At 71.8% G+C, this 23,139-nt stretch carries 21 protein-coding genes, 1 tRNA gene and 1 riboswitch; of the genes, 5 read left to right on the forward strand and 17 right to left on the reverse strand.

Going from position 1 to position 23,139, the window contains the following annotated elements; all coding sequences use genetic code 11:
* The first annotated feature begins 2 nt into the window (after window positions 1–2).
* Window positions 3–812, forward strand: coding sequence for a hypothetical protein (locus ACIRGB_RS14670; RefSeq protein WP_403863640.1), 810 nt, complete (start codon window positions 3–5; stop codon window positions 810–812).
* A gap of 14 nt (window positions 813–826) precedes the next feature.
* Here the strand turns inward: ACIRGB_RS14670 and ACIRGB_RS14675 are convergent, their stop codons facing one another.
* The gene (locus ACIRGB_RS14675; RefSeq protein ID WP_403863643.1) at window positions 827–1,138 is read right to left on the reverse strand and encodes a hypothetical protein; all 312 of its coding nucleotides are present in this window, start codon (window positions 1,136–1,138) and stop codon (window positions 827–829) included.
* Window positions 1,139–1,241: 103 nt separating this feature from the next.
* On the opposite strand from ACIRGB_RS14675, the gene ACIRGB_RS14680 reads away from it, so the two are divergent.
* Window positions 1,242–1,472: a DUF4287 domain-containing protein gene (locus ACIRGB_RS14680; RefSeq protein ID WP_115742493.1), complete on the forward strand. Its 231-nt coding sequence runs from the start codon at window positions 1,242–1,244 to the stop codon at window positions 1,470–1,472.
* Between the two features lie 90 nt (window positions 1,473–1,562).
* Here the strand turns inward: ACIRGB_RS14680 and ACIRGB_RS14685 are convergent, their stop codons facing one another.
* Both ACIRGB_RS14685 and ACIRGB_RS14690 read right to left on the reverse strand, forming a co-directional pair.
* Window positions 1,563–2,486 (reverse strand): Bax inhibitor-1/YccA family protein, encoded by a 924-nt coding sequence (locus ACIRGB_RS14685; RefSeq protein WP_403863646.1) that lies wholly within the window; start codon window positions 2,484–2,486, stop codon window positions 1,563–1,565.
* Window positions 2,487–2,655: 169 nt separating this feature from the next.
* A complete protein-coding gene (locus tag ACIRGB_RS14690) occupies window positions 2,656–3,825 on the reverse strand; it encodes a 4-hydroxybenzoate 3-monooxygenase (RefSeq protein WP_403863649.1) in 1,170 nt (389 codons plus the stop codon).
* A 229-nt stretch (window positions 3,826–4,054) separates the two neighbouring features.
* Between ACIRGB_RS14690 and ACIRGB_RS14695 the strand changes: the two genes are divergently transcribed.
* On the forward strand, window positions 4,055–4,381 hold the full coding sequence (locus tag ACIRGB_RS14695; RefSeq protein ID WP_403863652.1) for a hypothetical protein: 327 nt from the start codon (window positions 4,055–4,057) through the stop codon (window positions 4,379–4,381).
* A 6-nt stretch (window positions 4,382–4,387) separates the two neighbouring features.
* Here ACIRGB_RS14695 and ACIRGB_RS14700 read toward each other — a convergent pair.
* Window positions 4,388–4,471, reverse strand: a tRNA-Leu gene (locus ACIRGB_RS14700).
* Window positions 4,472–4,940: 469 nt separating this feature from the next.
* Here ACIRGB_RS14700 and ACIRGB_RS14705 point away from each other — a divergent pair.
* On the forward strand, window positions 4,941–5,711 hold the full coding sequence (locus tag ACIRGB_RS14705; RefSeq protein ID WP_403863655.1) for an ABC transporter ATP-binding protein: 771 nt from the start codon (window positions 4,941–4,943) through the stop codon (window positions 5,709–5,711).
* Between the two features lie 57 nt (window positions 5,712–5,768).
* Window positions 5,769–8,300 carry an ABC transporter permease gene (locus ACIRGB_RS14710; RefSeq protein WP_403863658.1) on the forward strand — a complete coding sequence of 844 codons (2,532 nt, stop codon included), beginning with the start codon at window positions 5,769–5,771 and terminating at the stop codon, window positions 8,298–8,300.
* A gap of 71 nt (window positions 8,301–8,371) precedes the next feature.
* Here the strand turns inward: ACIRGB_RS14710 and ACIRGB_RS14715 are convergent, their stop codons facing one another.
* The 13 genes from ACIRGB_RS14715 to ACIRGB_RS14775 all read right to left on the reverse strand — a co-directional run bounded on the left by ACIRGB_RS14715 (window position 8,372) and on the right by ACIRGB_RS14775 (window position 23,020).
* A complete protein-coding gene (locus ACIRGB_RS14715; RefSeq protein ID WP_403863661.1) occupies window positions 8,372–9,688 on the reverse strand; it encodes a class I SAM-dependent methyltransferase in 1,317 nt (438 codons plus the stop codon).
* A 237-nt stretch (window positions 9,689–9,925) separates the two neighbouring features.
* Window positions 9,926–11,341, reverse strand: a complete 1,416-nt coding sequence (locus tag ACIRGB_RS14720) for an NAD(P)/FAD-dependent oxidoreductase (protein ID WP_403863664.1) — start codon at window positions 11,339–11,341, stop codon at window positions 9,926–9,928.
* A 430-nt stretch (window positions 11,342–11,771) separates the two neighbouring features.
* On the reverse strand, window positions 11,772–12,713 hold the full coding sequence (locus tag ACIRGB_RS14725; RefSeq protein WP_403863667.1) for an exopolyphosphatase: 942 nt from the start codon (window positions 12,711–12,713) through the stop codon (window positions 11,772–11,774).
* Entirely contained in the window at window positions 12,710–13,252 is a 543-nt protein-coding gene (locus ACIRGB_RS14730) for a DUF501 domain-containing protein (protein ID WP_403863670.1), read from the reverse strand. The genes ACIRGB_RS14725 and ACIRGB_RS14730 overlap by 4 nt, the downstream gene beginning before the upstream one ends.
* A 67-nt stretch (window positions 13,253–13,319) precedes the next feature.
* Window positions 13,320–13,802, reverse strand: a complete 483-nt coding sequence (divIC, locus tag ACIRGB_RS14735; RefSeq protein ID WP_403863673.1) for a cell division protein DivIC — start codon at window positions 13,800–13,802, stop codon at window positions 13,320–13,322.
* Between the two features lie 95 nt (window positions 13,803–13,897).
* The gene (eno, locus tag ACIRGB_RS14740) at window positions 13,898–15,178 is read right to left on the reverse strand and encodes a phosphopyruvate hydratase (protein ID WP_403863676.1); all 1,281 of its coding nucleotides are present in this window, start codon (window positions 15,176–15,178) and stop codon (window positions 13,898–13,900) included.
* A 286-nt stretch (window positions 15,179–15,464) separates the two neighbouring features.
* A complete protein-coding gene (locus ACIRGB_RS14745; protein WP_403863679.1) occupies window positions 15,465–16,202 on the reverse strand; it encodes a transglycosylase family protein in 738 nt (245 codons plus the stop codon).
* A 3-nt stretch (window positions 16,203–16,205) separates the two neighbouring features.
* Window positions 16,206–16,372: riboswitch (cyclic di-AMP (ydaO/yuaA leader) on the reverse strand.
* A 183-nt stretch (window positions 16,373–16,555) separates the two neighbouring features.
* Window positions 16,556–17,584, reverse strand: a complete 1,029-nt coding sequence (locus tag ACIRGB_RS14750) for a transglycosylase family protein (RefSeq protein ID WP_403863682.1) — start codon at window positions 17,582–17,584, stop codon at window positions 16,556–16,558.
* 144 nt (window positions 17,585–17,728) lie between these two features.
* Entirely contained in the window at window positions 17,729–19,048 is a 1,320-nt protein-coding gene (locus ACIRGB_RS14755; protein WP_403863685.1) for a cytochrome P450, read from the reverse strand.
* Entirely contained in the window at window positions 19,045–20,022 is a 978-nt protein-coding gene (locus ACIRGB_RS14760) for a nucleoside triphosphate pyrophosphohydrolase (RefSeq protein WP_403863688.1), read from the reverse strand. Before ACIRGB_RS14760 ends, ACIRGB_RS14755 begins: the two co-directional genes overlap by 4 nt.
* Window positions 20,023–20,098: 76 nt before the next feature.
* Complete coding sequence (locus ACIRGB_RS14765; protein ID WP_403863691.1) at window positions 20,099–20,743, reverse strand: SurA N-terminal domain-containing protein; 645 nt, start codon at window positions 20,741–20,743, stop codon at window positions 20,099–20,101.
* 148 nt (window positions 20,744–20,891) lie between these two features.
* Complete coding sequence (pkaE, locus tag ACIRGB_RS14770; RefSeq protein WP_403864854.1) at window positions 20,892–22,382, reverse strand: serine/threonine protein kinase PkaE; 1,491 nt, start codon at window positions 22,380–22,382, stop codon at window positions 20,892–20,894.
* Between the two features lie 38 nt (window positions 22,383–22,420).
* Complete coding sequence (locus tag ACIRGB_RS14775; protein ID WP_403863694.1) at window positions 22,421–23,020, reverse strand: hypothetical protein; 600 nt, start codon at window positions 23,018–23,020, stop codon at window positions 22,421–22,423.
* Window positions 23,021–23,139: the final 119 nt, after the last annotated feature.

The following is a 23,139-nucleotide window of genomic DNA, read 5'->3' on the forward strand; positions in this document are numbered from 1 at the left end:
CAGTGAGCGCCATGCCGATCGCCCTGCTGCTCACCACGGCCGCCACCGGCGCCGTGGGCGTCGCCGTCCTGCGCAGCATCCTGGTGCTGCGCCGGCAGGTGAGCGCCCTGCGCGCCGAGCTGGCCGAGAGCCGGGCCACCGCCGCGCGGGGCCGGGTGCCCGCCGCCCGCACCACCGCCGATGCCGAGGAGATACGCGCCGCCGTCGCGGAGGCGCTCGCCGAGGAGCGCGAGCGGGAACTCGCCGAGGCGCGGGCCTTCTGGGCCGCCCAGGAGTCCCGGGACGCCTCCGACGCGCCCCTGCTGCTCGGTCTGTCCGACAGTGAGCTGTTCCTGCCCCGCCAGACGGACCTGGTGGGCCTGGAGCCCGTGATCGAGCCGGTCGCGGACACCGACGAGCCGTCCTCGCAGGACGCGGGCCACGCCGGTCCCAGGGAGTCCGCCGAGCTGGCCGCCGCCCGCCGCCGGCACCCCTCCCACCCGGACTTCGTGCCGAACCCGTCCCCGGCCGTGAACGACCACGACCGCACCGTGGCGACCCTGGAGGAGCTGGCCGAGTCGAGCGTCGCGCTGGCCGACGTCCGTCCGGGCCCGCTGGGCACCCTCGACGTGTACGTCTTCGCCGACGGCACCACCCTGTGCATGACCCCGGGGCACCGCGAGACCGCGGAGCGCCTGGCCGCCGCGCTGGGCGCGGGGCAGACGCCGTACCTGCTGGGCGGCTCGGGGATCTCCGGTGCCTACACGCTGACCTTCGCCTGCGGCGAGGAGAACGTCTACATCCTGGCGGACCGCGTCATCGCGTCCCTGTAGTCACGTCGGCCGCGTCAGACCCCGGCCCGTTTGCGGGCCTCCTCCACCAGCGCCGCCGCCTCTTCCACCTGGCCCTCGTCCTCCAGTACGAGGGCCAGGTCGTGTGCGGCGACGGCGATCTGGTCGGCGGCGGCGAACATGCCGGCGTCCGGCATCTCGCGGGGCTCGGCCCCGGGTTCCTCCACCCGCTGGGCGCGCCGGGCCAACTCCCTGGCCAGCTCCAGCGCCTCGGCGGCGGCGCCGCGTTGCAGCCTGCTCTGCGGGGCGGCGCGCAGCCGGTCGGCGAAGTCGTCCACGGCACGGGTCAAAGGCGTCGTATCAACCACGGCGCGAGCGTACGCGGCCGTCCGGGACTGTTGCCAACGGGCGAACCCTCAGGCACGGTGACCTGAAGGACCGGCTTACATCCCCTTTCGCCCGGAGGCGCCGATGTCCCAAGTCTTCTCCGAGGAGACCCATCGCAATCTGCTCGCCCGTATCCCCCAGTGCACCGGCCGTGAGATCTCCGACTGGCTGCGCGCCGTCGAGGACGGCCCCGCCCTCTTCCGCTTCGAGGAGAAGGTCAGCTGGCTCCGCCACGAACACAACCTCGCGTACGGCCACGCGAAGGCGATCGTCCACGAGTACGACCTGAGAAGGGCCGCACGCAGGCTGCTGTGAGCGGGCGTCGGCCCACCCGACGACGAAGGGCCCCGGGCACGAAGCCCGGGGCCCTTCACTGGTCGTCCTGCTCGGACCGGTCGTCGCCGACTAGTCGTTGCTGTTCAAGATCGCGATCAAGCGCAGGAACTCCAGGTAGATCCAGACCAGCGTCAGCGTGAGGCCGAACGCGGCGAACCAGGCCTCCTCGCGTGGCGCGCCGTAGGCGAGCCCGTCCTCGACCTGCTTGAAGTCGAGGGCGAGGAAGCAGGCGCCGAGGATGATGCCGACGATGCCGAAGACGACGCCGAGCGCGCCGCTGCGGAAGCCGAGGCCGTCGCCGCCGCCGAAGACGGCGAACAGCAGGTTCACCATCATCAGGATGACGAAGCCGAGCGCGGCGGCCATCACGAAGCCGTAGAAGCGCCGGTTGACGCGGATCCAGCCCGCCTTGTAGGCGATCAGCACACCGGCGAAGACCGCCATCGTGCCGATCACGGCCTGCATGGCCGCACCGTCCGCGATGCGGTTGTCGACGACGCTGGAGACGACGCCGAGGAAGACACCCTCGAACGCCGCGTAGAGCAGGATCAGCGCCGGGGTGGGCTTGCGCTTGAAGGACTGGACGAGCGCCAGGACCATGCCGATCAGCGCGGCACCGATACCGATGCCGTACGAGCGGTTGATGTTGGCGTCGTCCACCGGCAGCAGCGCCCACGCGAGCGCGGCCGTCACCACGAGCACGCCGAGCGTGCTCGCCGTACGGATGACGACGTCGTCCATCGTCATCCGGCCGGTGGTGGCGGGCGCCTGCGGCGGCGTGCCGTACTGAAGGTCCTGCTGGGCGTACGGGTTCTGCGCGTACGGGTTGTCGGCGGGCGGCTGGGCGTACGGGTTGCCCTGGGTGCCCTGCGCGTACGGGTTGGCCTGCGTGGCGACGGCGGGTCCCCCGGCCTGCGGCGCGGCGTTGAAGCCCGCGTAGCCGTTGTCGCGGCTGAACCCCCGTCGCGAGAAGACCGGGTTTCTGCTCCTCATTTCACTCCTCCATGGCCACACGACGCAGCCTTGGCTCAAGAGTAATAGAACGGCAAAGGAATGACCCTACTGCTTGGGGAGGATCTTTCCCTCGCCCTGCGCATCAACACGCTACGCCGATCAGTGATTCCCCTCACGGCCGGGCCCCGGCGCGGCAACCGGGGGGCGCTCACCCGATCGGGAACCCGGTGTACGCCTCGGCCAGGTCGGTCTCGGCGGCGCGGGAGGAGGCGATCCGGTCGAGGCGGGCCAGCTGCAGCCGGTCGTCGAAGGGGGTGGCGTCCGGGGCGGTGTGCAGCAGCGTCGTCATGTCGTACGAGAACCGCTCGGCCTGCCAGACGCGGCGCAGGCAGGTCGCGGAATAGGCGTCGAGCAGCGCGTCGGAGCCGGTCGCGGTGCGGTGGGCCAGCGCCCGCGCGAAGGTGACCACGTCGCCGACGGCGAGGTTGAGGCCCTTGGCGCCGGTGGGCGGCACGATGTGCGCGGCGTCCCCGGCCAGGAAGAGGCGGCCGTGCCGCATGGGCTCGTGGACGTGGGAGCGCATCGGCGTGACCGACTTCTGGGTGACGGGGCCCCGCCGCAGGCTCCAGTCGTCGTCGGTCTCGAAGCGGCGCTCCAGCTCGTCCCAGATCCGCTCGTCGCTCCAGCGGTCGGCGTCCGTGTCCGCGGGGACCTGGAGGTAGAGGCGGGAGACGGAGGGGGAGCGCATGGACAGCAGGGCGAAGCCCCGCTCGTGGCGGGCGTAGACCAGCTCGTCGTGCGAGGGGGCGACGTCGGCGAGGATGCCGAGCCAGCCGAAGGGGTACGTCCGTTCGAAGGTCCGCCCGTCCGGGACGGCCGCCCGGGCGACCCCCCAGGAGCCGTCGCAGCCGACGACGTAGTCGCACTCCAGGACGTCCTCGGCGCCCTGGTGGCGGAAGCGGACGCGCGGCCGGTCCGTCTCGGCGCCCTCCACCGCCAGCGCCTCCGCCTCGAACAGCAGCGGGCCGCCCTGCGCGAGCTGGAGGGCGATGAGGTCCTTGCAGACCTCGGTCTGGGCGTAGACCATGACGGACCTGCCGCCGGTGAGCGCGGGGAAGTCGACGCGGTGACGGCGCCGGGCGAACCGCAGCTCGATGCCGTCGTGGCGCAGCCCCTCGCGGTCCATCCGCTCCCCGGCCCCCGCATCGCGCAGCACGTCCACCGTGCCCTGCTCCAGGATCCCGGCGCGCTGCCTGCGCTCGACGTAGGCACGGTCGCGGCTCTCCAGGACGACCGAGTCGATCCCGGCGTTGTGGAGCAGCCGGGCGAGCAGCAGCCCGGCGGGGCCTGCCCCGATGATGCCGACGGTGGTGCGCATCGGTCGTTCCCTTCGATCGGCGTCGTTGCCTTGCTCGAACACGGCGGATGTTCGCGTGGTGAAATTTCCTTCACTGATTGCTGCGCTGAGTTTCGACCCCCCGGGCTCCGCTGTCAACGGTCGCTCCGGCCTGAGAGGGGCGGACGCCGAACGGGGATCAATTGCCCGCACCCTCAAGGCACAGCTGCGCATCGCTCAGCGCATCGGCGCCGCCCTCGGGTTCTCCGACGTGTCCGATCCCCTGGAGCCGGCCGAGGGCATGCCCCTGCTCGCCGACGCGGAGTCCCACCGCGCGACGGAGTGGGAATCGGTCCTGCTCGTCGGGGACGCGGCGACGATCACGGCGGCCCGGCGCTGGCACGAGACGATCTGGACCATCGAGCTGCTCATACGGGATGGGCCGGTCGACGAGGAGATGTGGACCAGGGCCCATCGGCTGGCGAGTGAGGCCCGGGACTCCTTCTACGCGAGCGCGCGCGACGACCTCGGCATCAACGGCGCTCCGCCACCACCGGGACAGTGGCCGCGGGAGTGGCGGGCCGAGCTGACCGGATGAGCGTTGTGCCCGGAGCCGGACTTGAACCGGCACGCCCTCGAAGGGGCAGCGAGGTTTAAGCTCGCCGTGTCTGCATTCCACCATCCGGGCAGGCCATGGGCTCCGCGTAGCGCGCCATGAGCCTATCGGGACGCACCTCCCGGGCCTTGGGCGGGACGACCGATGTTGTCTTATTTTATTGATGCCTGAGGGTCCATCAGATGCCGGGTCAGGCCATCAGCACATGCCAACAGCCTTGCGTGCGACGGTCCGCGCCGCATGCGGAATGACGGGATTTCACCGTCACGACAAGGGCGCCCGCCCTGTTCTCGCGCCGCCCCGCACCACCCCGCTCCCCGGGCTCGACGGCGGCGCGACGGCGCGTTCCCTCGGGGCCGGCCCTCATCCGCAGGTATGACACCGGGCCGCCCCGTCCGACCGAAGTCGCCCCCCGGAACCGGAACAGCGGCTGACTACACGGCGCCGTACGGCCGGGACGATGGAGGAAGTCCCCGAGCACACCGTGCCGACCGCACGCCGTGCCGACCGCACACGCCGTACCGACAGGAGCACCCTTCCCGTGACCACCGCACCCATCGCCGACCGGTCCACCGCCGTGGCCGCACGCGCCACGGAGCTTTCCAAGATCTACGGCCAGGGCGAGACCCAGGTGGTCGCCCTGGACCGCGTCTCCATCGACTTCCGGCAGGCCGAGCTCACCGCGATCATGGGCCCCTCCGGCTCCGGCAAGTCCACGCTGATGCACTGCGTCGCGGGCCTGGACACCTTCTCGTCCGGCTCGGTGTGCATCGGCGAGACCGAGCTGGGGTCGCTCAAGGACAAGCAGCTGACCAAGCTGCGCCGGGACAAGATCGGCTTCATCTTCCAGGCGTTCAACCTGCTGCCGACGCTCACCGCGCTGGAGAACATCACCCTTCCGATGGACATCGCGGGCCGCAAGCCCGACAAGCAGTGGCTGGACTCCGTGATCCAGATGATCGGGCTGTCCGGACGCCTCGGGCACCGCCCCGCCCAGCTCTCCGGCGGGCAGCAGCAGCGCGTCGCGGTGGCGCGGGCGCTGGCCTCCCGGCCGGAGATCATCTTCGGTGACGAGCCGACCGGCAACCTCGACTCCCGGTCCGGCGCCGAGGTGCTGGGCTTCCTGCGCAACTCGGTGCGGGAGCTGGGCCAGACCGTGGTGATGGTGACGCACGACCCGGTGGCCGCCTCCTACGCGGACCGGGTGGTCTTCCTCGCGGACGGACGCATCGTCGACGAGGTGTACGGACCGACGGCCGACTCGGTGCTGGACCGCATGAAGCGGTTCGACGCCAAGGGCCGCACCAGCTGACGTCCCCCGTCCGCTCCCCCCACCCCGTACCCCCGTACGTCTGGACAGAGAAGACCCATGTTCCGTACCGCCTTGCGCAATGTCTTCGCGCACAAGGCCAGGCTGTTGATGACCGTGCTCGCCGTGATGCTCGGCGTGGCGTTCGTGTCGGGCACCCTGGTCTTCGCCGACACCCTCTCCAACGCCTTCCGCAACCAGTCGGCGAAGAGCTACGACGACGTCGCCGTCGCCGTCAGCTCGCACGCCGACCCGGACAACCCCAAGGAGGAGCCCGGCCTCTCCGGCAAGGTCCTCGACCGGATCTCCGCCGTGGACGGCGTCGCCGGGGTGTACGGCCGCGTGGAGGGCTTCGCCGGCGTCGCCGACCCCGACGGGAAGCTGATCGGCGTCGGCTGGTCCAACAAGGGCTCCAACTTCGCCCCCGGCAAGGACGGCAAGGACACCGCCTACACGTTCACCGACGGCTCGGGCCCGGTGAAGGACGACCAGATCGCCCTGGACAAGGAGTCCGCCGCCAAGGGCGAGTACCAGGTCGGCGACCGGGTGCGCGTGGCGACCAACGGCCCGGTGAAGGAGTACACCCTCAGCGGTGTGTTCACCACCGAGGACGGCGCCGTCAACGCCGGCGGCAGCCTCGTCCTCTTCGACACCGCCGTCGCCCAGAAGCAGTACCTCGCACCGGGCTACTTCGAGGACGCCACCGTCACCGCGGCCCCCGGCGCCGACGACGCCAAGATTTTGGCCGCGGTCGAGCCGCTGCTGCCGGACACCGCCGAGGCCCAGACCGGCCAGGCGCTCGCCGACGAGCAAGCCGACCAGATCGAACAGGGCCTGGGCAACCTCAAGCAGGTCCTGCTCGGCTTCGCCGGCATCGCGCTGTTCGTCGGCATCTTCCTGATCTCCAACACGTTCACGATGCTGGTCGCCCAGCGCACCAAGGAGATCGCCCTGATGCGCGCCGTCGGCGCGTCCCGCAGGCAGGTCACCCGCTCGGTGCTCGCCGAGGCCGCGCTGGTGGGCCTGGTGGCCTCCGCGGTCGGCTTCGCCCTCGGCGTCGCCCTGGCCGTCGGACTGCGCTCCGGCATGGCCGCGGCCGACATGAAGATGCCGGACGGCCCGCTGGTGCTGTCGGCCACGCCGGTGGTCGCGGCGTTCGCGGTGGGCGTGCTGATCACGGTGTTCGCCGCCTGGCTGCCCGGCCGCCGGGCCGCGAAGATCCCGCCGGTGGCGGCCATGAACAGCGTCCACGCGGTGGCCACCACCAAGTCGCTGGTGCTGCGCAACTCCATCGGCGCGGCCGTCACCGCCCTCGGTGCGGCAGGCATCGTGGCGGGCGCCTCGACCGGCGGCGACGACGGCCGGATCTACATCGGCGCGGGCGCGTTCCTCGCCCTGATCGGCGTGATCATCCTGATCCCGCTGCTGTCCCGGCCCGTGATCGCGCTCGTCCGCCCGCTGCTCGTCGGGCCTTTCGGGGTGGCGGGCAAGCTGGCCGGCCAGAACGCGGTCCGCAACCCGCGCCGCACCGGCGCCACCGCTTCGGCGCTGGCGATCGGGCTGACGCTGGTGACCGGCCTGTCGGTGCTCGGCGTCACGGTCGGCACCGCCATCGACAAGATGACCACGGACAACATCAAGGCCGACTACATGGTCTCGATGGCCAATGGAGGCGACCTCGACGCGTCCGCGTTGACGGCCCTGGAGAAGGCCGAGGGCGTGTCCGCCGTGTCACCGCAGCAGGACGCCTACTTCCGGGCCGACGGCGACTTCGTGTCCGTCTCGGCGGTCACGCCGGGCGACATCGAGAAGGTCCTGACCGTCGACGTCGTCAGCGGCGACGCCGGCTCGCTCGCCCAGGGCCGGATCGCGGTCGCCGAGAAGACCGCCGAGAGCCGGGGCTGGAAGACGGGCGACACCGTCCCCGTCACCTTCGACGACGACCGGAAGGCCACGCTGACGGTCGGCGCCGTCTACAAGGACAGCGAGTTCCTCTCCCCCGTCCTCGTCGACCGGAAGATCATGGACGGGCACGAGGCGAAGCCGTCCATCCAGCAGATCTTCGTGAAGGTCGACGGCGGCCAGTCCGCGGCGAACGAGAAGGTCCTCGTCGACGCGCTCGGCGACAACCCCGCGATCACCGTCATGGACCGGCAGGACATCCGCGACGAGTTCGGCGGCGCCATCAACACCCTGCTGAACATCATGTACGGACTGCTGGCGATGGCCCTGATCATCGCGGTGCTCGGCGTCGTCAACACCCTCGCGATGTCCGTCTTCGAACGGCAGCAGGAGATCGGCATGCTGCGCGCGATCGGTCTGGACCGGCGCCGGGTGAAGCGGATGGTCCGGCTGGAGGCCGTCGTCATCTCGGTGTTCGGCGCGGTGGTCGGCATCGGGCTCGGCACCTTCCTCGGCTGGGCGATCGGCGAGACCGTCGCCGAGGAGATCCCGGGCTACGCGCTGGTCCTGCCCTGGGACCGGATCGGGATCTTCGTGGTGCTGGCCGGTCTGGTGGGCGTCCTGGCCGCCATGTGGCCGGCCCGCAACGCCGCCCGGCTGAACATGCTGAACGCGATCAAGGCCGAGTGACCTCGTCCCCCGCACGACCCGAAGGGCCGGGCTCCCCGCACGGGGGCCCGGCCCTTCGGGTCGTGCGCGGATCAGGCCCGGCCGGGCGCGCCCCACACCCGGGCCCGCAACGGCATCCCGGAGGCGCCCGAGTCGGGCGTCTTCACGGCGAGGACCTGGTTGACGCCGATGCGGTTGCGCTCGAAAGCGAGCGCGGAGGCGGCCATGTACAGCTGCCAGACCCGGGCGCGCCCCGGACTGACGAGCCGGGTGGCCGTCGCCCACTCGGACTCCAGGTTGGTGACCCAGCGGCGCAGCGTGAGCGCGTAGTGCTCGCGGATCGACTCCACGTCGCGCACCTCGAACCCGGCGCGCTCCAGCTGGGTGACGGTGGTGCCGACGGGGGCCAGTTCGCCGTCGGGGAAGACGTAGGCGTCGATGAACGCGTCGACGCTGTAGGCGGACTCGTCCCGCTGGGGGCGGCGGGCGATCTGGTGGTTCAGCAGCCGGCCGCCGGGCTTGAGCAGCCTGTGCAGGTCGGTGGCGTACTCCAGGTAGCGCTCGGCGCCGACGTGCTCGGCCATGCCGATGGAGGAGATGGCGTCGTACGGCCCGTCCGCGACGTCCCGGTAGTCCTGGACGCGGATCTCCACCCGGTCGGTGAGCCCCTCGTCGGCGACGCGCTTGCGGGCGTAGGCGGCCTGCTCCTGGGACAGGGTCACGCCGACCACGCTCACCCCGTGCTCGCGGGCCGCGTGGATCGCCATGGAGCCCCAGCCGCAGCCGACGTCGAGGAGCCGCTGGCCGGGGCTCAGGTCCAGCTTGCGGCTGACCAGTTCGAGCTTGTCGCGCTGGGCGTCCTCCAGGGTGCCGCCCTCGGCGGGCGGGGCGGGCCAGTAGGCGCAGGAGTACACCATGGAGGGGCCGAGGACGAGTTCGTAGAAGTCGTTGCCGACGTCGTAGTGGTGGCTGATGGCCCGTCTGTCGGTGCGCTTGGTGTGCAGGTGGCCGCGGGCCCGGCGGACCTCCTCCGGCGGCGGGGCGGGCGGCAGCGGCGGCCCGGCGAGCCGCACCAGGCCGCGCACGGCGGCCCGGACCTCGGGGTCGCGCAGCGCCTCGGCCAGGCCGCGGGCGTCCTCGCCGCGCTCCCAGATGAGGCCGGACATCAGGCCGAGGGCGGTGTAGAGGTCGCCGTCGATGTCGATGTCACCGGCCACCCAGGCGCGGGCCAGGCCCAGTTCACCCGGTTTGAACAGCAGACGGCGCAGCGCCCTGCGGTTGCGGACGACGAGGGTCGGCGCGCCCGGCGGACCCGCCTGCGAACCGTCCCAGGCGCGGATGCGCACCGGGAGAGGTGCTCCCAGCAACTGTTCGAAGAGGTTCTGCAGCCGCAGCGCGGCGTCAGCCATGGCGTCCTCCGTGACGAGCGATCCCGGAATGTCCAACACCACGTAAACACCTGCGAGGCCGCCGTACAGTCCCCGGCGCGCGTTACGACTCGGCAAAATAGCTGTACACACCAACGGCTTTGTCGCCCGGGTGGCGCAGCCCGCGCACAGCACGAAGGGGCCGCCCGCACCACGGATGGCGGACGGCCCCTTCGAGGGGTACTGCTGAGGACTGCTACGGCCGGGAGCGACCGGGGGTCAGGAGGCCTTGGCCTCGGTCTTCTCCTGCTGCGCGGCCTTCTCGCCCTGGTCGGCGGCCTTCGCCGCGACGGGCTTGGGGGCCGGCTTGGCGGCCTCGTAGAACTCCTCGCGCGGGGTCTCCATCGCGCCGAGGGAGACGACCTCGCGCTTGAGGAACATGCCGAGCGTCCAGTCCGCGAAGACGCGGATCTTGCGGTTGAAGGTCGGCATCGCCATGCCGTGGTAGCCGCGGTGCATGTACCAGGCGAGACGGCCCTTGAGCTTGATCTTCATCTTGCCCATGACGATCATCGCGACGCCCTTGTGCAGGCCGAGGCCCGCCACCGCGCCCTTGTTGGCGTGGCTGTAGTCCTTCTGCGGGAAGCCCCGCATACCGGAGATCACGTTGTCGCCGAGGACCTTGGCCTGGCGCAGCGCGTGCTGGGCGTTCGGCGGGCACCAGGCGTTCTCGTTGCCCGCCTTGCGGCCGACGAGGTCCGGCACCTGGGCGTTGTCGCCCGCGGCCCAGATGTAGTCGGTGCCCTTGACCTGGAGGGTCGGCTCGCAGTCGACGTGACCGCGGGGACCAAGCGGCAGACTGAAGCGGGCCAGCGCCGGGTTGGGCTTGACGCCGGCCGTCCACACGATGGTGCTGGAGTCGACCTCCAGCCCGTTCTTGAGCACCACGTGGCCGTCGACGCAGGAGTCCATGGAGGTGGACAGGTAGACCTCGACGCCGCGGCCCTCGAGGTGCTCCTTGCCGTACTGGCCGAGCTTGGGACCGACCTCGGGGAGGATCTTGTCGGCGGCGTCCACGAGGATGAAGCGCATGTCCTCGCGGGAGACGTTCTTGTAGTACTTGGCCGCGTCGCGGGCCATGTCCTCGACCTCACCGATGGTCTCCGCGCCGGCGAAGCCGCCGCCGACGAAGACGAAGGTGAGCGCCTTGCGGCGGATCTCCTCGTCGGTGGTGGAGTCGGCCTTGTCGAGCTGCTCCAGGACGTGGTTGCGCAGGCCGATGGACTCCTCGATGCCCTTCATGCCGATGCCCTGCTCGGCGAGGCCGGGGATCGGGAAGGTGCGGGAGACCGCGCCCATGGCGACGACCAGGTAGTCGAACGGCAGCTCGTACGCCTCGCCCACCAGGGGGGCGATCGTGGCGACCTTGCGGTCCTGGTCGATGGTGGTGACCCGGCCGGTGAGGACCTCCGCCTTCGGAAGCACGCGCCGCAGGGGGACGACGACGTGCCGCGGGGAGATGCTGCCGGCGGCGGCTTCGGGGAGGAAGGGCTGGTAGGTCATGTACGACCGCGGGTCGACGACGGTGACGGTCGCCTCGCCGTAACGCATCTTCTTCTGGATGCGTCGAGCTGCGTACAGGCCTACGTACCCACCGCCTACTACGAGGATCCTGGGACGCTCCGTGGTGCTCATGCCATCGAGTATCCACCCGACTGAGGGGGGTGGATCGTGCGCCCCTTCACAAGGTTCGGTGGAGGCTGTGCTACCATCCGCCACCCACGTGACGGAGATCATGGCGGACGACGGAACCAGCGTGTATGGCGCCCCGTTGTCAATGCCGCGTGAGCTGCGCCTCCGCGCCTCCAGGACGGTGGACCACGCTTCCGCGAGGACGCCGCACGACCCCTTCGCGGCACCGACCTGAACACGTTCAAAGGGCAGTTGAAACCCCAAAAGGGTCAACGCGCGCGCTTTCGTCGTCCGACGGGGCCCAATTCCTTGTGAAGAACTTCACGAACTTTCCCGACGGCGCGTCACCGAGGGGCCCCGGGAGACCCCCGGGACCCGCTCAATCGTCGTCCGAGCTGCTCAGACAGCTACCGCGCCGACCCCCGCGCACGCCCTACGCGATCGACCACGCGATGCCGTCGAGGATGTCGTGCTCGCTCACGACGACCTCCTCCGCGCCCGTCCGCTCCATGATCGCCAGCAGGACCAGGGACCCGGCCGCGATCACGTCGACCCGGCCCGGATGCATGGAGGGGACCGCCGCGCGTTCGGCGTGGGTGGAGCGCAGCAGCCAGTCGGTGATCTCCCGGACCCGGTCGCGGGAGACGCGGGAGTGGTGGATGGCGGCCGAGTCGTACTCCGGCAGCTCCTGCGCGATCGCGGACACCGTCGTCACGGAGCCGGCCAGACCGACCAGGGTGCGCGCCTCGCGCAGCGGAACGGACCGCTCGGCGAGGTCCAGGGCCGCCTCGACGTCGGCCCGTATGGCCGCGATCTGGTCCTCGGTCGGCGGGTCGGTCACCGCGCCGTCGCGCACCAGGTGCCGCTCGGTCATCCGGACGCAGCCGACGTCCACGGAGCGGGCGGCGCGCACGTGGTCGTCGCCGACCACGAACTCGGTCGAGCCGCCGCCGATGTCCACGACCAGGTAGGGCCGGTCGAGGTCCGCGCGTCCGGTCAGCTCCCTGGTCGCCCCGGTGAAGGAGAACTCGGCCTCCTGGCCGCCCGAGATGACCTCCGGCTCGACGCCCAGGATGTCGAGCACCCCGCGCACGAAGTCGTCCCGGTTCTCCGCGTCGCGGGAGGCGGAGGTCGCGACGAAGCGCAGCCGCTCGACGCCGTGCGCCTCGACGACCTCGGCGTACTCCCGGCAGGCGGCGAAGGTCCGCTCCAGCGCCTCGGGCGCCAGCCGCCCGGTGCGGTCGACGTCCTGGCCGAGCCGCACGATGGTCATACGGCGGTCCAGGTCGGTCAGCTCGCCCGTCTCGGGGTCCGCGTCGGCCACCAGGAGCCGGATGGAGTTCGTACCGCAGTCGACGGCGGCGACCCGGGTCACTGGGCGTCCTCCTGACACGTCTGGCCGGCGAGGGTCACGCAGGGTCCCTTGCGCCACCACTCGGGCAGCATCGCGATCGCCTCGTCGCCCAGCGGGTTGACGCCGGGACCGGCGGCCAGCGAGTGGGCGACCAGCACGTGCAGGCACTTCACCCGGTCCGGCATGCCGCCCGCGCTCGGGAAGCCGGTCAGCTCCTCGATCTCGTCGCGGCGCCGGACGTAGTCCTCGTGCGCGGCGCGGTAGGCGGCGGCCAGCTCCGGGTCGGCGCCCAGGCGCTCGGTCATCTCCTTCATCACGCCGTTCGCCTCCAGCGTGCCGATGGCGGAGGCCGCCTTCGGGCACGTCAGGTAGTACAGCGTGGGGAAGGGCGTGCCGTCGGGCAGCCGCGGCGCCGTCTCCACGACGTCCGGCTGACCGCACGGGCAGCGGTGCGCGATGGCGCGCAGGCCGCGCGGGGGGCGTCCGAGCTGCTGCTTGAAGGCCGCCACGTCCGCGTCGGTCGGCTCGGTGCGCGGGGTGGTCGGCGGGGGAGTCTGCATGACTGTCTTCTGCTGGTCTTCCTGTTGAGTCAGTGCCGGAGCGGCCGGCGGGGTCGGCGTGGTGGGTTCACTGCCGGCGGGCGGCGGCGTCGGCCTTGTCGACCCCGTCCCACACGTTCCGGTACCAGGGGCGGTCGGCGGCGCCGGCCTCGGCACGGGACTGCTCGGCCGCCTCCGGGTCGACGACGACGAACCCCGTCTCCCCCGGCATCACGTAGTGCAGCCGCAGCCGGACCTGCTGCTCGGCGTAGGCGTCGTCCTGCCAGCGTGCCTTGAGGTCGCGCAGGTCCTCGACCCGCTGCCGGGTCTCCCGCTGCTCCCGCTGGAGATCGGCGATCTCGGCGCGCTGGGCGACGTACTGCCGTATCGGGTAGGCGAGCGCCACGACGAGCGAGCAGAGCACCATCGCGAGCAGCGCGGCCCGGCCGGTCAGCCGGGAGCGCCGGGCCTGGCGCCTGGTCTGCGAGCGGTAGACCCGGGCCGCGGTCTGCTCCCCGATGATCCGGATCCTGGTCGCGGTGGAGAAACGGTCCCGGTCCTTCACGGCCATCTGGTCTCCGCCTCCCGTGCACGCGCGTACGTCCCCGCACACGGTACGGGACCGGATACGGGGACGTACGTACGACGCTGTCCTTCTACGGGCTGTCAGCCCTTGAAGCGGGGGAACGCGCTGCGGCCGGCGTACACCGCGGCGTCGTCGAGGATCTCCTCGATGCGCAGCAGCTGGTTGTACTTGGCCACCCGCTCGGAGCGGGCCGGGGCGCCGGTCTTGATCTGGCCGCAGTTGGTGGCGACGGCCAGGTCGGCGATGGTGACGTCCTCGGTCTCGCCGGAGCGGTGGGACATCATGCACTTGAAGCCGTTGCGCTGGGCCAGCTCCACGGCGTCCAGGGTCTCGGTCAGCGAACCGATCTGGTTGACCTTGACCAGCAGGGCGTTGGCCGAGTTCTCCTCGATGCCGCGGGCCAGGCGCTCCGGGTTGGTGACGAACAGGTCGTCGCCGACCAGCTGGACCTTGTCGCCGAGCTGGGCGGTGATGGTCTTCCAGCCGTCCCAGTCGTCCTCGAACAGCGGGTCCTCGATGGAGACCAGCGGGTACGCGTCCACCAGTTCGGCGTAGTACTCGGTCATCTCGGCGGCCGTGCGGGTCTTGCCCTCGAAGGAGTAGGAGCCGTCCTTGTAGAACTCGGACGCGGCGACGTCGAGCGCGAGGGCGATCTGCTCGCCGGGGGTGTAGCCGGCCTCCTTGATCGCCTCCAGGATGAGGTCGAGGGCCTCGCGGTTGGAGCCGAGGTTCGGGGCGAAGCCGCCCTCGTCGCCCAGGCCGGTGGCCAGGCCCTTGTTCTTCAGGACCTTCTTGAGCGTGTGGTAGACCTCGGCGCCCCAGCGCAGCGCCTCGGAGAAGGACTCCGCGCCGATCGGGGCGATCATGAACTCCTGGATGTCCACGTTGGAGTCGGCGTGCGAGCCGCCGTTCAGGATGTTCATCATCGGCACCGGCAGCAGGTGCGCGTTCGGACCGCCCAGGTAGCGGAAGAGCGGCAGGTCGCTGGCCTCGGAGGCGGCGTGGGCGACGGCGAGGGAGACGCCGAGGATGGCGTTGGCGCCGAGCGAGCCCTTGTTGTCGGTGGCGTCCAGGTCGAACATGGCCTGGTCGATCAGGCGCTGCTCGGTGGCGTCGTAGCCGACCAGCTCCGGGCCGATCTGCTCGATGACGGCCAGCACGGCCTTCTCGACGCCCTTGCCGAGGTAACGGCTCTGGTCGCCGTCACGGAGTTCGATGGCCTCGAAGGCACCGGTGGAGGCGCCGGAGGGAACGGCGGCACGACCCGTGCTGCCGTCGTCGAGGCCGACCTCGACCTCGACCGTGGGGTTGCCTCGGGAGTCCAGGATTTCCCGGGCTACGACGACGTCGATGGACGGCACGAGCATCTCCTTCTTCAATGTGACGCTTCGGTGTGACGCGCGGGTCCCGCAGGACCGCGGCGGCTCTGCGGGACCGAGCCTAACCGGCTCCGGGCGATCGGCCAGCCGATCGCCCACCCGCTGGACAGAACCGAGAGTAAATTGTTTCCGAACGGAACAAAGACGTTTCCGGAAACCGGGACGGAACCGGGGGCGGGCCCCGGCGGGGGCGCGACGCGAAAAACCCGCCCCGGTGCGTACGGGGGGAACACGCACCGGGGCGGGAAGTCGCGGGAGCCGCCGCCGCTTACTTGAGGTGCAGCTGCTGGCCCGGGTAGATCAGGTCGGCCTGGTCGACGATGTCGTCGTTCAGCTTGAACAGCTTGGCCCAGCCGCCCTTGACGTCGTGCTCCGCGGCGATCGAGCTGAGGGTGTCACCCTTGACGACCTTGTACTCGCCGTCGCCCTTCTTGACCTTCTTGCCGGTCGGGGTGGTGACGGTCTTCTTCTCGGCCTTGTCGGTCTTCTGCTCCGCGGCCGGACGCTCGGAGGAGCGGGAGGCCTTCTGCTCGGTGGAGCGCTCGGCGGTGGAGCCGCTGCTCTGGCTCTGGGAGCTCTGCGAGCTCTGGGAGCTGCCGGAACCGCTGTCCTGCGAGCCGCCACCGGTGTTCGCGGCGCCCGACAGGCCGGTGCCGCAGACCGGCCAGGCACCCTTGCCCTGGCCCGCGAGCACCTTCTCGGCGATCTGGATCTGCTGGGACTTGCTCGCCTGGTCGGCGGTGGAGGCGTACTGCGTACCGCCGTAGGCGGCCCAGGTGGAGGCGGAGAACTGCAGACCGCCGTAGTAACCGTTGCCGGTGTTGATGGACCAGTTGCCGCCGGACTCGCACTGGGCGACGGCGTCCCACTCGGACGTGGTGGCGGCGGAGGCGTTGCCGGCCGCCATCAGCGGGGCGGCGACGGCGGCACCGGTGACGCCGGCGACGGCGATGACACGGGTGGCCTTGGACGGACGACGGTGCTTGCCCTTGCCGGAAAACAGCATGGTTGATCCCCTCACCGACGCCTGCGAGGTGAGCTGTCGGGTTCGGGCCGGTTGAGTTGCCCGGCCGGGTTCCTCGCGGAACTCGGCTCCACCCCTAGCCGCTCCGGCTCAACTGCCCGGTGTGGCGCTTACCTTGGGTCCCCCGCTCCTGCCTTCGGCGCTTGACGCGACGACTGTTCCCGTACGGCCGCTGGCAGGATTCGGCGTTGCGACTGTCGGGGCCCGCGGTGGCGAGCGGTCATGACCGTAGACACGCACTCCGCGGTTTTTCAAAGACGATCACGGCTTCTGAGACCTATCTCTCACGAGATCCAAAAGGGACATACAGTCTCTAACCGTGACGTGAACTCCCCCTACTTTTCGCCCGATTCGCCCGTGACCGTGAGCGTCTGACCGGGCAGGATGTGGTCGGGGTCGGCACCGACGACCGCCTCGTTGCCGGCGTAGAGCGCATGCCATCCGCCGTCGACGTCAAGGGAGTCGGCGATGGCCCACAGACTGTCGCCGGTGCGGACGACGTAACGGTCGCCTCCGGCGTCCCGCGCGCCACCGTCGCGCGAGGCGTGCCGCCCCGTCGCCGTGTCCGTGCGGCCCTCCTTCGCGGCGCCCTCGTCCGCGCTGTCGCCGCGGTGCCGCCCGTCGCCGGACGAGCCTTCGGTCTCCCGCGGTTCGGCACGGGCGGAGGAGTCGGATTCGGGGGAAGTGTCCGACTTGGTGGAGGGGTCGGCGTGACCGGACGCGCCGCCGGAACCGTCGGACGACGTGTCAGACGAGGACGAAGAAGAGGGCGAAGGGGACGAAGAGGACGCCTCGGGCGTCGACTCCGCCGTCCCGGTCGAGCCGGACGTTTCGGTCGAGCCGGATGACTCGGACGACGGGGACGACTCGGGCGATCCGGTGGTCGTGGGCGAGCCGGACGACTTGGTGGTGTCCGCCTCCCCCGAGGTGTCCGAACCCTCCGACGCCCCGTCACCGGCCGCGTCCGAGCCGCCGCCCGTGACCCCGGAGTCGTTGCCCAGGCCGGCGAGCAGACCGCAGGTCGGCCAGGCGGCGATGCCCTGGGCCGCGTGTATCTTCTCGGCGATTCTTATCTGCTGGGAGCGACTGGCCCGGTCGGCACTGGGGGCGTAGTCCAGGCCGCCGTACTGCTCCCAGGCGTCCTGGGACAGTTGCAGGCCGCCGTAGTAGCCGTTGCCGCTGTTCTGGCTCCAGGCGCCGCCGGTCTCGCACTCGGCCACCTGGTCCCAGGCCGCCGAGTCGGCCGCGTGGGCGCCGGTGGCGCCGAGCAGCGGGATCGCGATGGCGGAGCCGGTCACTCCGGCGGCGACGACCAGGGCGGGTGCCTGGCGGGGGCGGCGGTGACGACCGTTCCCGGAGAGCATGCGACGACCTTTCACGAGACGACGGGGGGTCACGTGGCGGATGACGCTCGACACCACGTTGATCCGTGAACGTATAGGGAGATCATCGGTTGTCACAAGTTCATGCCGCGCAGATCACGTGAAGATCACAGAGTTGAGCGCGTGTCACTTTTGCGTCGTCGACGGACCGTTGCCGGCCGATGACGCGAACGGCGTGAACGCCACCGGCAAGGTGCGCAGACCTCGCATGATGAGGCCGCCGCGCCAGCGCAGTTCGGCCGGGTCCGCGGCGAGGCGGAGGTCCGGCAGCCGGGTGAGGAGCGTGGCCAGCGCCGTCTGCCCCTCCAGCCGGGCGAGCGGGGCGCCGAGGCAGTAGTGGATGCCGTGGCCGTACCCGAGGTGCTGGCTGTCGCGGCGGGCGAGGTCGAGGGTGTCCGGGTCGGAGAACCGCTCCGGGTCCCGGTCGGCGGCGGCGAGGACGACGAGGACGGGGTCGCCGGCCGCGACGTCCTGGCCGCCGATGGTCAGCGGCCGGGTGGCGAAGCGCCAGGTGGCCAGCTCCACCGGGCCGTCGTAGCGCAGCAGTTCCTCGACGCCGGTCTCCAGCAGGCCGCGCTCCCCGGCGGCGAGGGAGGTCTGGAGCCGCGCCCGCTGCTCGGGGTGGGTGAGCAGGGCGTAGGTGCCGTTGCCGATGAGGTTGACGGTGGTCTCGAACCCCGCGAAGAGCAGGATGAAGGCCATGGCCGCGGCCTCGTTCTCGGTGAGGTGCTCGCCGTGGTCCGAGGCGCGGATCAGACCGGAGATGAGGTCCTCGCCGGGAGCCGGCTCGGGCGGCAGCGCGGCGCGCTTGCGGTGGATGAGCTCGGCGAGGTAGCCGCGCATCTTCTTCACCGACCGGGCGACACCGCCCCGCGGGCCGCCGCCGTGACGGATCATCATGCCCGCCCAGTCCCGGAAGTCGTCCTGGTCCTCGCGGGGGACGCCGAGCAGGTCGCAGATGGCGTAGATGGGCAGGGGGAAGGCGAAGTCGTGGATCAGGTCGGCGGAGCCGGTGGCGGCGAACCGGTCGATGAGGCCGTCGGCCAGCTCCTGCACCCGGGGCGCGAACTCGGCCACCCGGCGGGGCGTGAACGCCTTGCTGACCAGTCGGCGCAGCCGGGTGTGGTCCGGCGGGTCGATGTTCAGCAGGTGGGTCATCAGCTCGGCCTTCCGCTCTCCCGGAATGCCGGTCTTGCCCTTGGCGTGCGCGGGCTCGGCGTGGTGCGCCGGGTTCTTGGACAGCCGCGGGTCGGCGAGGGCCTGCTTGGCGTCGGCGTATCGGGTGACCAGCCATGCCTCCACCCCGCTGGGCAGCCGCGTGCGGTGCACGGGGGCGTGCTCGCGCAGCCAGGCGTAGGCCGGGTAGGGGTCGCTCGCGAACTCCCAGGTGAACAGCTCGGGGGCGGGACCGGCGGCGGGGCCGGGGACGGGCGGGCGGCCGGTCATCCCTCGACCGCCCTGATCGCGTCCCGGTAGGCGCGGGCCGCCGCTCTCAGGGCCGCCTCGGGGTCGGTGCCCTCGGACTCGGCGCGGGCGGCGAGGGCGAGCAGTTCGTAGCCGATGCCGTCGCCGGAGGGCAGCGGGACGTCGAGGCCCGCGGTGCGGACGCGGGAGGCGAGCTTGGCGGCGAGGGCGAGGCCGGGCTGGCCGAGGGGGACGCCCTCGGTGACCGAGGTGCGCTGCTTCTCGGCGGCCTTGGTGCGCAGCCAGTGCTCCCGGACCTCCTCGGGGGTGTCGGCCGTCGCGTCGCCGAAGACGTGCGGGTGGCGGTGGATGAGCTTGTCGACGATGGTGCCGGCCACGTCGTCCACGGAGAACGGGGCGTCGGGGTCCTCCTCGGCGATGCGGGCGTGGAAGACGACCTGGAGCAGTACGTCGCCCAGCTCCTCCCGCAGCTCGTCGCGGTCGCCGTCCTCGATGGCCTCGACGAGTTCGTACGCCTCCTCGATGGCGTACTTGGCCAGGCCCTGGTGGGTGCGCCGGGAGGACCAGGGGCATTCGACGCGGATGCGGTCCATGACCTGGACGAGGTCGAGGAGGCGGGCGCCCGGGAGGTCGTAGGAGGCGGGGAGCAGTTCGAGGTCGGGCATCGGGACGCGGCCGGAGCCGGCGAGTCGGGCCAGGCCGTCGGTGAGCGCGGGGTCGCCCTCGCCGGTCGCGACGACCACCGCGGTGCGGCCGCCGGCGCAGGCGTCCACCAGCTCCTCGGCGGTCGGGGCCGCCTCGTCGACCCGGATGCCCGCCTCGCGCAGGTACGGCAGCTGGGGGTGGGCTCCGTCGGCGCACAGGACGCGGTCGGCGGTGCGCAGGGCCTGCCAGGCGGGCCAGGACAGCAGGCCGGGGGCGACGCGGTGGCTGGTGGTGAGCAGCACGATGCGGCCCTGGTCGGGGGCGGTCGCGCCGGCGGTGGTTGCGTTCACTCTCCGAACCTAACGCACGCCGCCGACGGCCCCCCGAGTTGTCCACAGGGGGCCGTATCGCCGCAGGTCGGTGCGGTTACGCCGGCTGCTGGGAGCCCGCCGCCGTGATCTCCCGCACCCATGGCGTCCGGGTGTCAACGCGGCTGCTCTTCTGGACGTCCCAGGTGCCGTAGCGCGGGTTGAGGTCGACGTCGAGCTTCTTGGAGGCCGCGGACAGGGCCTGCCAGAACTCGGGGCGGCTGGTGTCGGTGCCGAGGCCCTGGGCGAGCTTCTGGGCCTCGAGCTGGACGAGGAGGTTGTCGTCGAGGCGGTCGGGGGCGACGCCGTACTGCTGGAGCCACGCCGTCTCCAGCTGCTCGGGCCCGCCGGCCTGCTTCTCCAGCTCGCCGCGCATGTCCTGCACTTCCTTGCGGCTGACGGTCACTCCGGCGTCCTGGGCGGCGCGGTGCAGGACCCGGTCGAGGACCATGCCGTGCAGGGTGTCGCGGGTGAGGGTGCCGGTCCGGGCGACGACCTGCTGGTACTGGGTGTCGTCCGGGACGGCGGCGCGCTGTGCCGCGCGCACCTCGTCGACGCGGTTCTCCAGCTGGGCGACGGTGATCCGCTGGTCGCCGACGACGGCGGCCGCGCCCGGATGCGCGTCGCTGCCGCAGGCGGTGAGCAGGGGTGCCGCTGCGGCGATCACGGCGGTGAGGAGAAGCGCGGGGCGGCGGCGGTGCAAGGGAACCTCCCGTTTGGAGATTGTGCGACGGTGCACAAAGTCTTGCGGTGATCGATGGTAGGCAGTGGCCCGGCTCTGGCCAACCCATTGGACCAACGATTCATCAGGACTTCGGGCACCTCCTCGCGCCCGCGCGCACCGGTGGCCGTCAGCCGCGCATCTGACCCAGCCACTGGAGGGTGCGCCGGATGTCGCCCGCGAGCGGGTGGCCGGGGCCGTGGACGCGTTCCACGTCGTGCAGCAGCCGGGCCAGCGTGTCGTGGGCGGCCGCGCGGTCGCCGAGGGCGAGCAGGAGGTGGCCGATGCGGCGGCGGACGTCGTGGGCGAGGTCGGGGTCGCCGGCGACGTACTGGTTCTCGTAGTACGGCAGCAGCGCCCGGTACTCGGCGAGGGCGGCGGCGGGTTCGCCGAGCTGTTCCAGGCACTGGGCGGCGTCGTAGCGGTGGCGCAGGGACTGCGGGTCGGCCTGGCCGGCCTCGGCGGCGCGTTCGTCGGCGAGGCGGCGCAGTTCGGGCAGGGCGCGCCGGTACTGGCCGTCGTCCAGGAGGGTCGCCGCGTACTGCTTGCGCAGGGTGCGCACGACCGGGGAGCGTTCGCCGTGCTGTTCGGCGGCGGCGGGCAGGATCGCGCCGAGGATGTCGACGGCCTGGGTGATGCGGCCCTCGCCGAGGAGGCGCTTGACGTCGTCGACGGCGCGGGCGACGTCCGGCTTCCCGGCGTCGGGTGCGGCCGGTACGGGCGCCGGCTGCGGCGCGGGGGTGCGGGCGCGGTCGGGCCAGGGGGCGTGCGGGCGCACGAAGGGGCGGGTGGGGTCGAGGGGGCCGCCGGTGGGCATGCCGCGCGCGGGCAGCAGCAGCGCGAGGTGCTCGTAGACCTCCTGGGCGGAGTCGGGGCGGTGCTGCGGGTCCTTGGCGAGCAGGCGCAGGACGAGCGCTTCGAGGGCTTCGGGGATCTCGGGGCGGATGCGGCGCACCGGCAGCGGTGGCTCGTACAGGTGCCGGTGGAGTACGCCGAGGGCGGTCGAGCCCGCGAACGGGACGTCGCCGCTGAGCAGTTCGTGCAGGAGGACGCCGAGTGCGTAGAGGTCGGTGTACGGGCCGACGGCGCCGCCCATGGCCTGCTCGGGCGCCATGTAGGCGGGCGAGCCGATGGGGGTGCCGGTGTGGGTGAGGCGGGTGGTGTCGGCGTCCATGACGGAGGCGACGCCGAGGTCGAGGACGGTGACGGTGCCGTCCTGCTTGACCATGACGTTGCGCGGCTTGAGGTCGCGGTGGACGATCGGCACGGCGTGCACGGCGCTCAGGACGGCGCACAGCTGGGCGGCGACCGCGACGGCCCACGGCCACGGGTAGGGCTCGTGCTCGGCGAGGTGGTCGGAGAGGTCGGCGCCGTCGACGTACTGCATGACGAGGAACAGCTCCTCGCCCTCGCTGCCCGCGTCGTGCACGGTGACCAGGCCGGGGTGGTCGACCTGTGCGGTGACCCGGCACTCGCGCACGAACCGGCGGCGCAGTTCGTCGGCCTCCTGGCCGGCCACCTTGTCGGGGCGCAGCAGCTTGACCGCCACGCGCCGGTCCAGGCGCCGGTCGTAGGCCGTCCAGACCTGCCCCATGCCGCCCTGGCCGATGAGTGTGGACAGCTCGTACCGGCCGGCGACGACGCGTCCGGTCGCCACGGTCACCTTCCGCCCCCGTGGCCGCCGTCGCGGCCGTCGTGGTGGCGCAGGTAGTCGCTGAGCTCGTCGAGTTCGGCGCGGACCTGGTCGATGCGGGCGGGGGCGGGGTGGTGCGGGGGCGGGGCCTGGTACGGCGGAACGGGCGCCTGCACGGGGGCGGGAACGGGGCCGGCGACCGGCGCGTAGGGATACGGGGGCTGCGGGTGGCCGTACCCGGCCGCCGGGAGCGGCGGCAGCGCGGGGAGGTGACCGGGGTGGGACGGCTGCCGGTGGTGGCGGATGTCCGCGTAGAGGAAGTACCCGGCGCAGACGCAGGCGTTGAGCAGCAGGACGATCATGCCGGTGGTGCCGGCCGGCGTGCTGAAGTCGTCGGTGTCGTCGGTCGCCAGGAAGCAGAAGCTGACCACCAGGACGGCGGCCGTCGCCGCGAACGCCCACCAGTCGCGCGGCCGGCGGGTCACGATGGCCGCGTACAGGGGCGAGATCCAGGCGAGGAAGCCGAGGCTCAGCAGGGGCAGGGCCACGAAGAAGACGCGCAGCAGGACCAGCACCGCGGTTCTGGGGCGGCGCGGCGGCGGTGGCGCGTAACCGTGGCCGTGCATGACTTCTCCTGGAGACCTGATGGGACGGGTGTGCGCCGGGCGACCGGTGCGGAGACGAGCGTATAGGCCGACACCGACGACCGGCCCCGGGTTGTACCGAACCGTTGTCGTCCTGGTCA

The organism is Streptomyces sp. NPDC102490 (assembly GCF_044765285.1).
Taxonomy (GTDB): domain Bacteria; phylum Actinomycetota; class Actinomycetes; order Streptomycetales; family Streptomycetaceae; genus Streptomyces.

Coding starts and splice junctions, on each gene's coding strand:
- ACIRGB_RS14680 (WP_115742493.1), top strand. CDS start 1,242: ATGTCCCAAGTCTTCTCCGAGGAGACCCATCGCAATCTGCTCGCCCGT.
- ACIRGB_RS14685 (WP_403863646.1), bottom strand. CDS start 2,486: ATGAGGAGCAGAAACCCGGTCTTCTCGCGACGGGGGTTCAGCCGCGAC.
- ACIRGB_RS14690 (WP_403863649.1), bottom strand. CDS start 3,825: ATGCGCACCACCGTCGGCATCATCGGGGCAGGCCCCGCCGGGCTGCTG.
- ACIRGB_RS14710 (WP_403863658.1), top strand. CDS start 5,769: ATGTTCCGTACCGCCTTGCGCAATGTCTTCGCGCACAAGGCCAGGCTG.
- ACIRGB_RS14715 (WP_403863661.1), bottom strand. CDS start 9,688: ATGGCTGACGCCGCGCTGCGGCTGCAGAACCTCTTCGAACAGTTGCTG.
- ACIRGB_RS14720 (WP_403863664.1), bottom strand. CDS start 11,341: ATGAGCACCACGGAGCGTCCCAGGATCCTCGTAGTAGGCGGTGGGTAC.
- ACIRGB_RS14730 (WP_403863670.1), bottom strand. CDS start 13,252: ATGCAGACTCCCCCGCCGACCACCCCGCGCACCGAGCCGACCGACGCG.
- divIC (WP_403863673.1), bottom strand. CDS start 13,802: ATGGCCGTGAAGGACCGGGACCGTTTCTCCACCGCGACCAGGATCCGG.
- ACIRGB_RS14745 (WP_403863679.1), bottom strand. CDS start 16,202: ATGCTGTTTTCCGGCAAGGGCAAGCACCGTCGTCCGTCCAAGGCCACC.
- ACIRGB_RS14750 (WP_403863682.1), bottom strand. CDS start 17,584: ATGCTCTCCGGGAACGGTCGTCACCGCCGCCCCCGCCAGGCACCCGCC.
- ACIRGB_RS14755 (WP_403863685.1), bottom strand. CDS start 19,048: ATGACCGGCCGCCCGCCCGTCCCCGGCCCCGCCGCCGGTCCCGCCCCC.
- ACIRGB_RS14775 (WP_403863694.1), bottom strand. CDS start 23,020: ATGCACGGCCACGGTTACGCGCCACCGCCGCCGCGCCGCCCCAGAACC.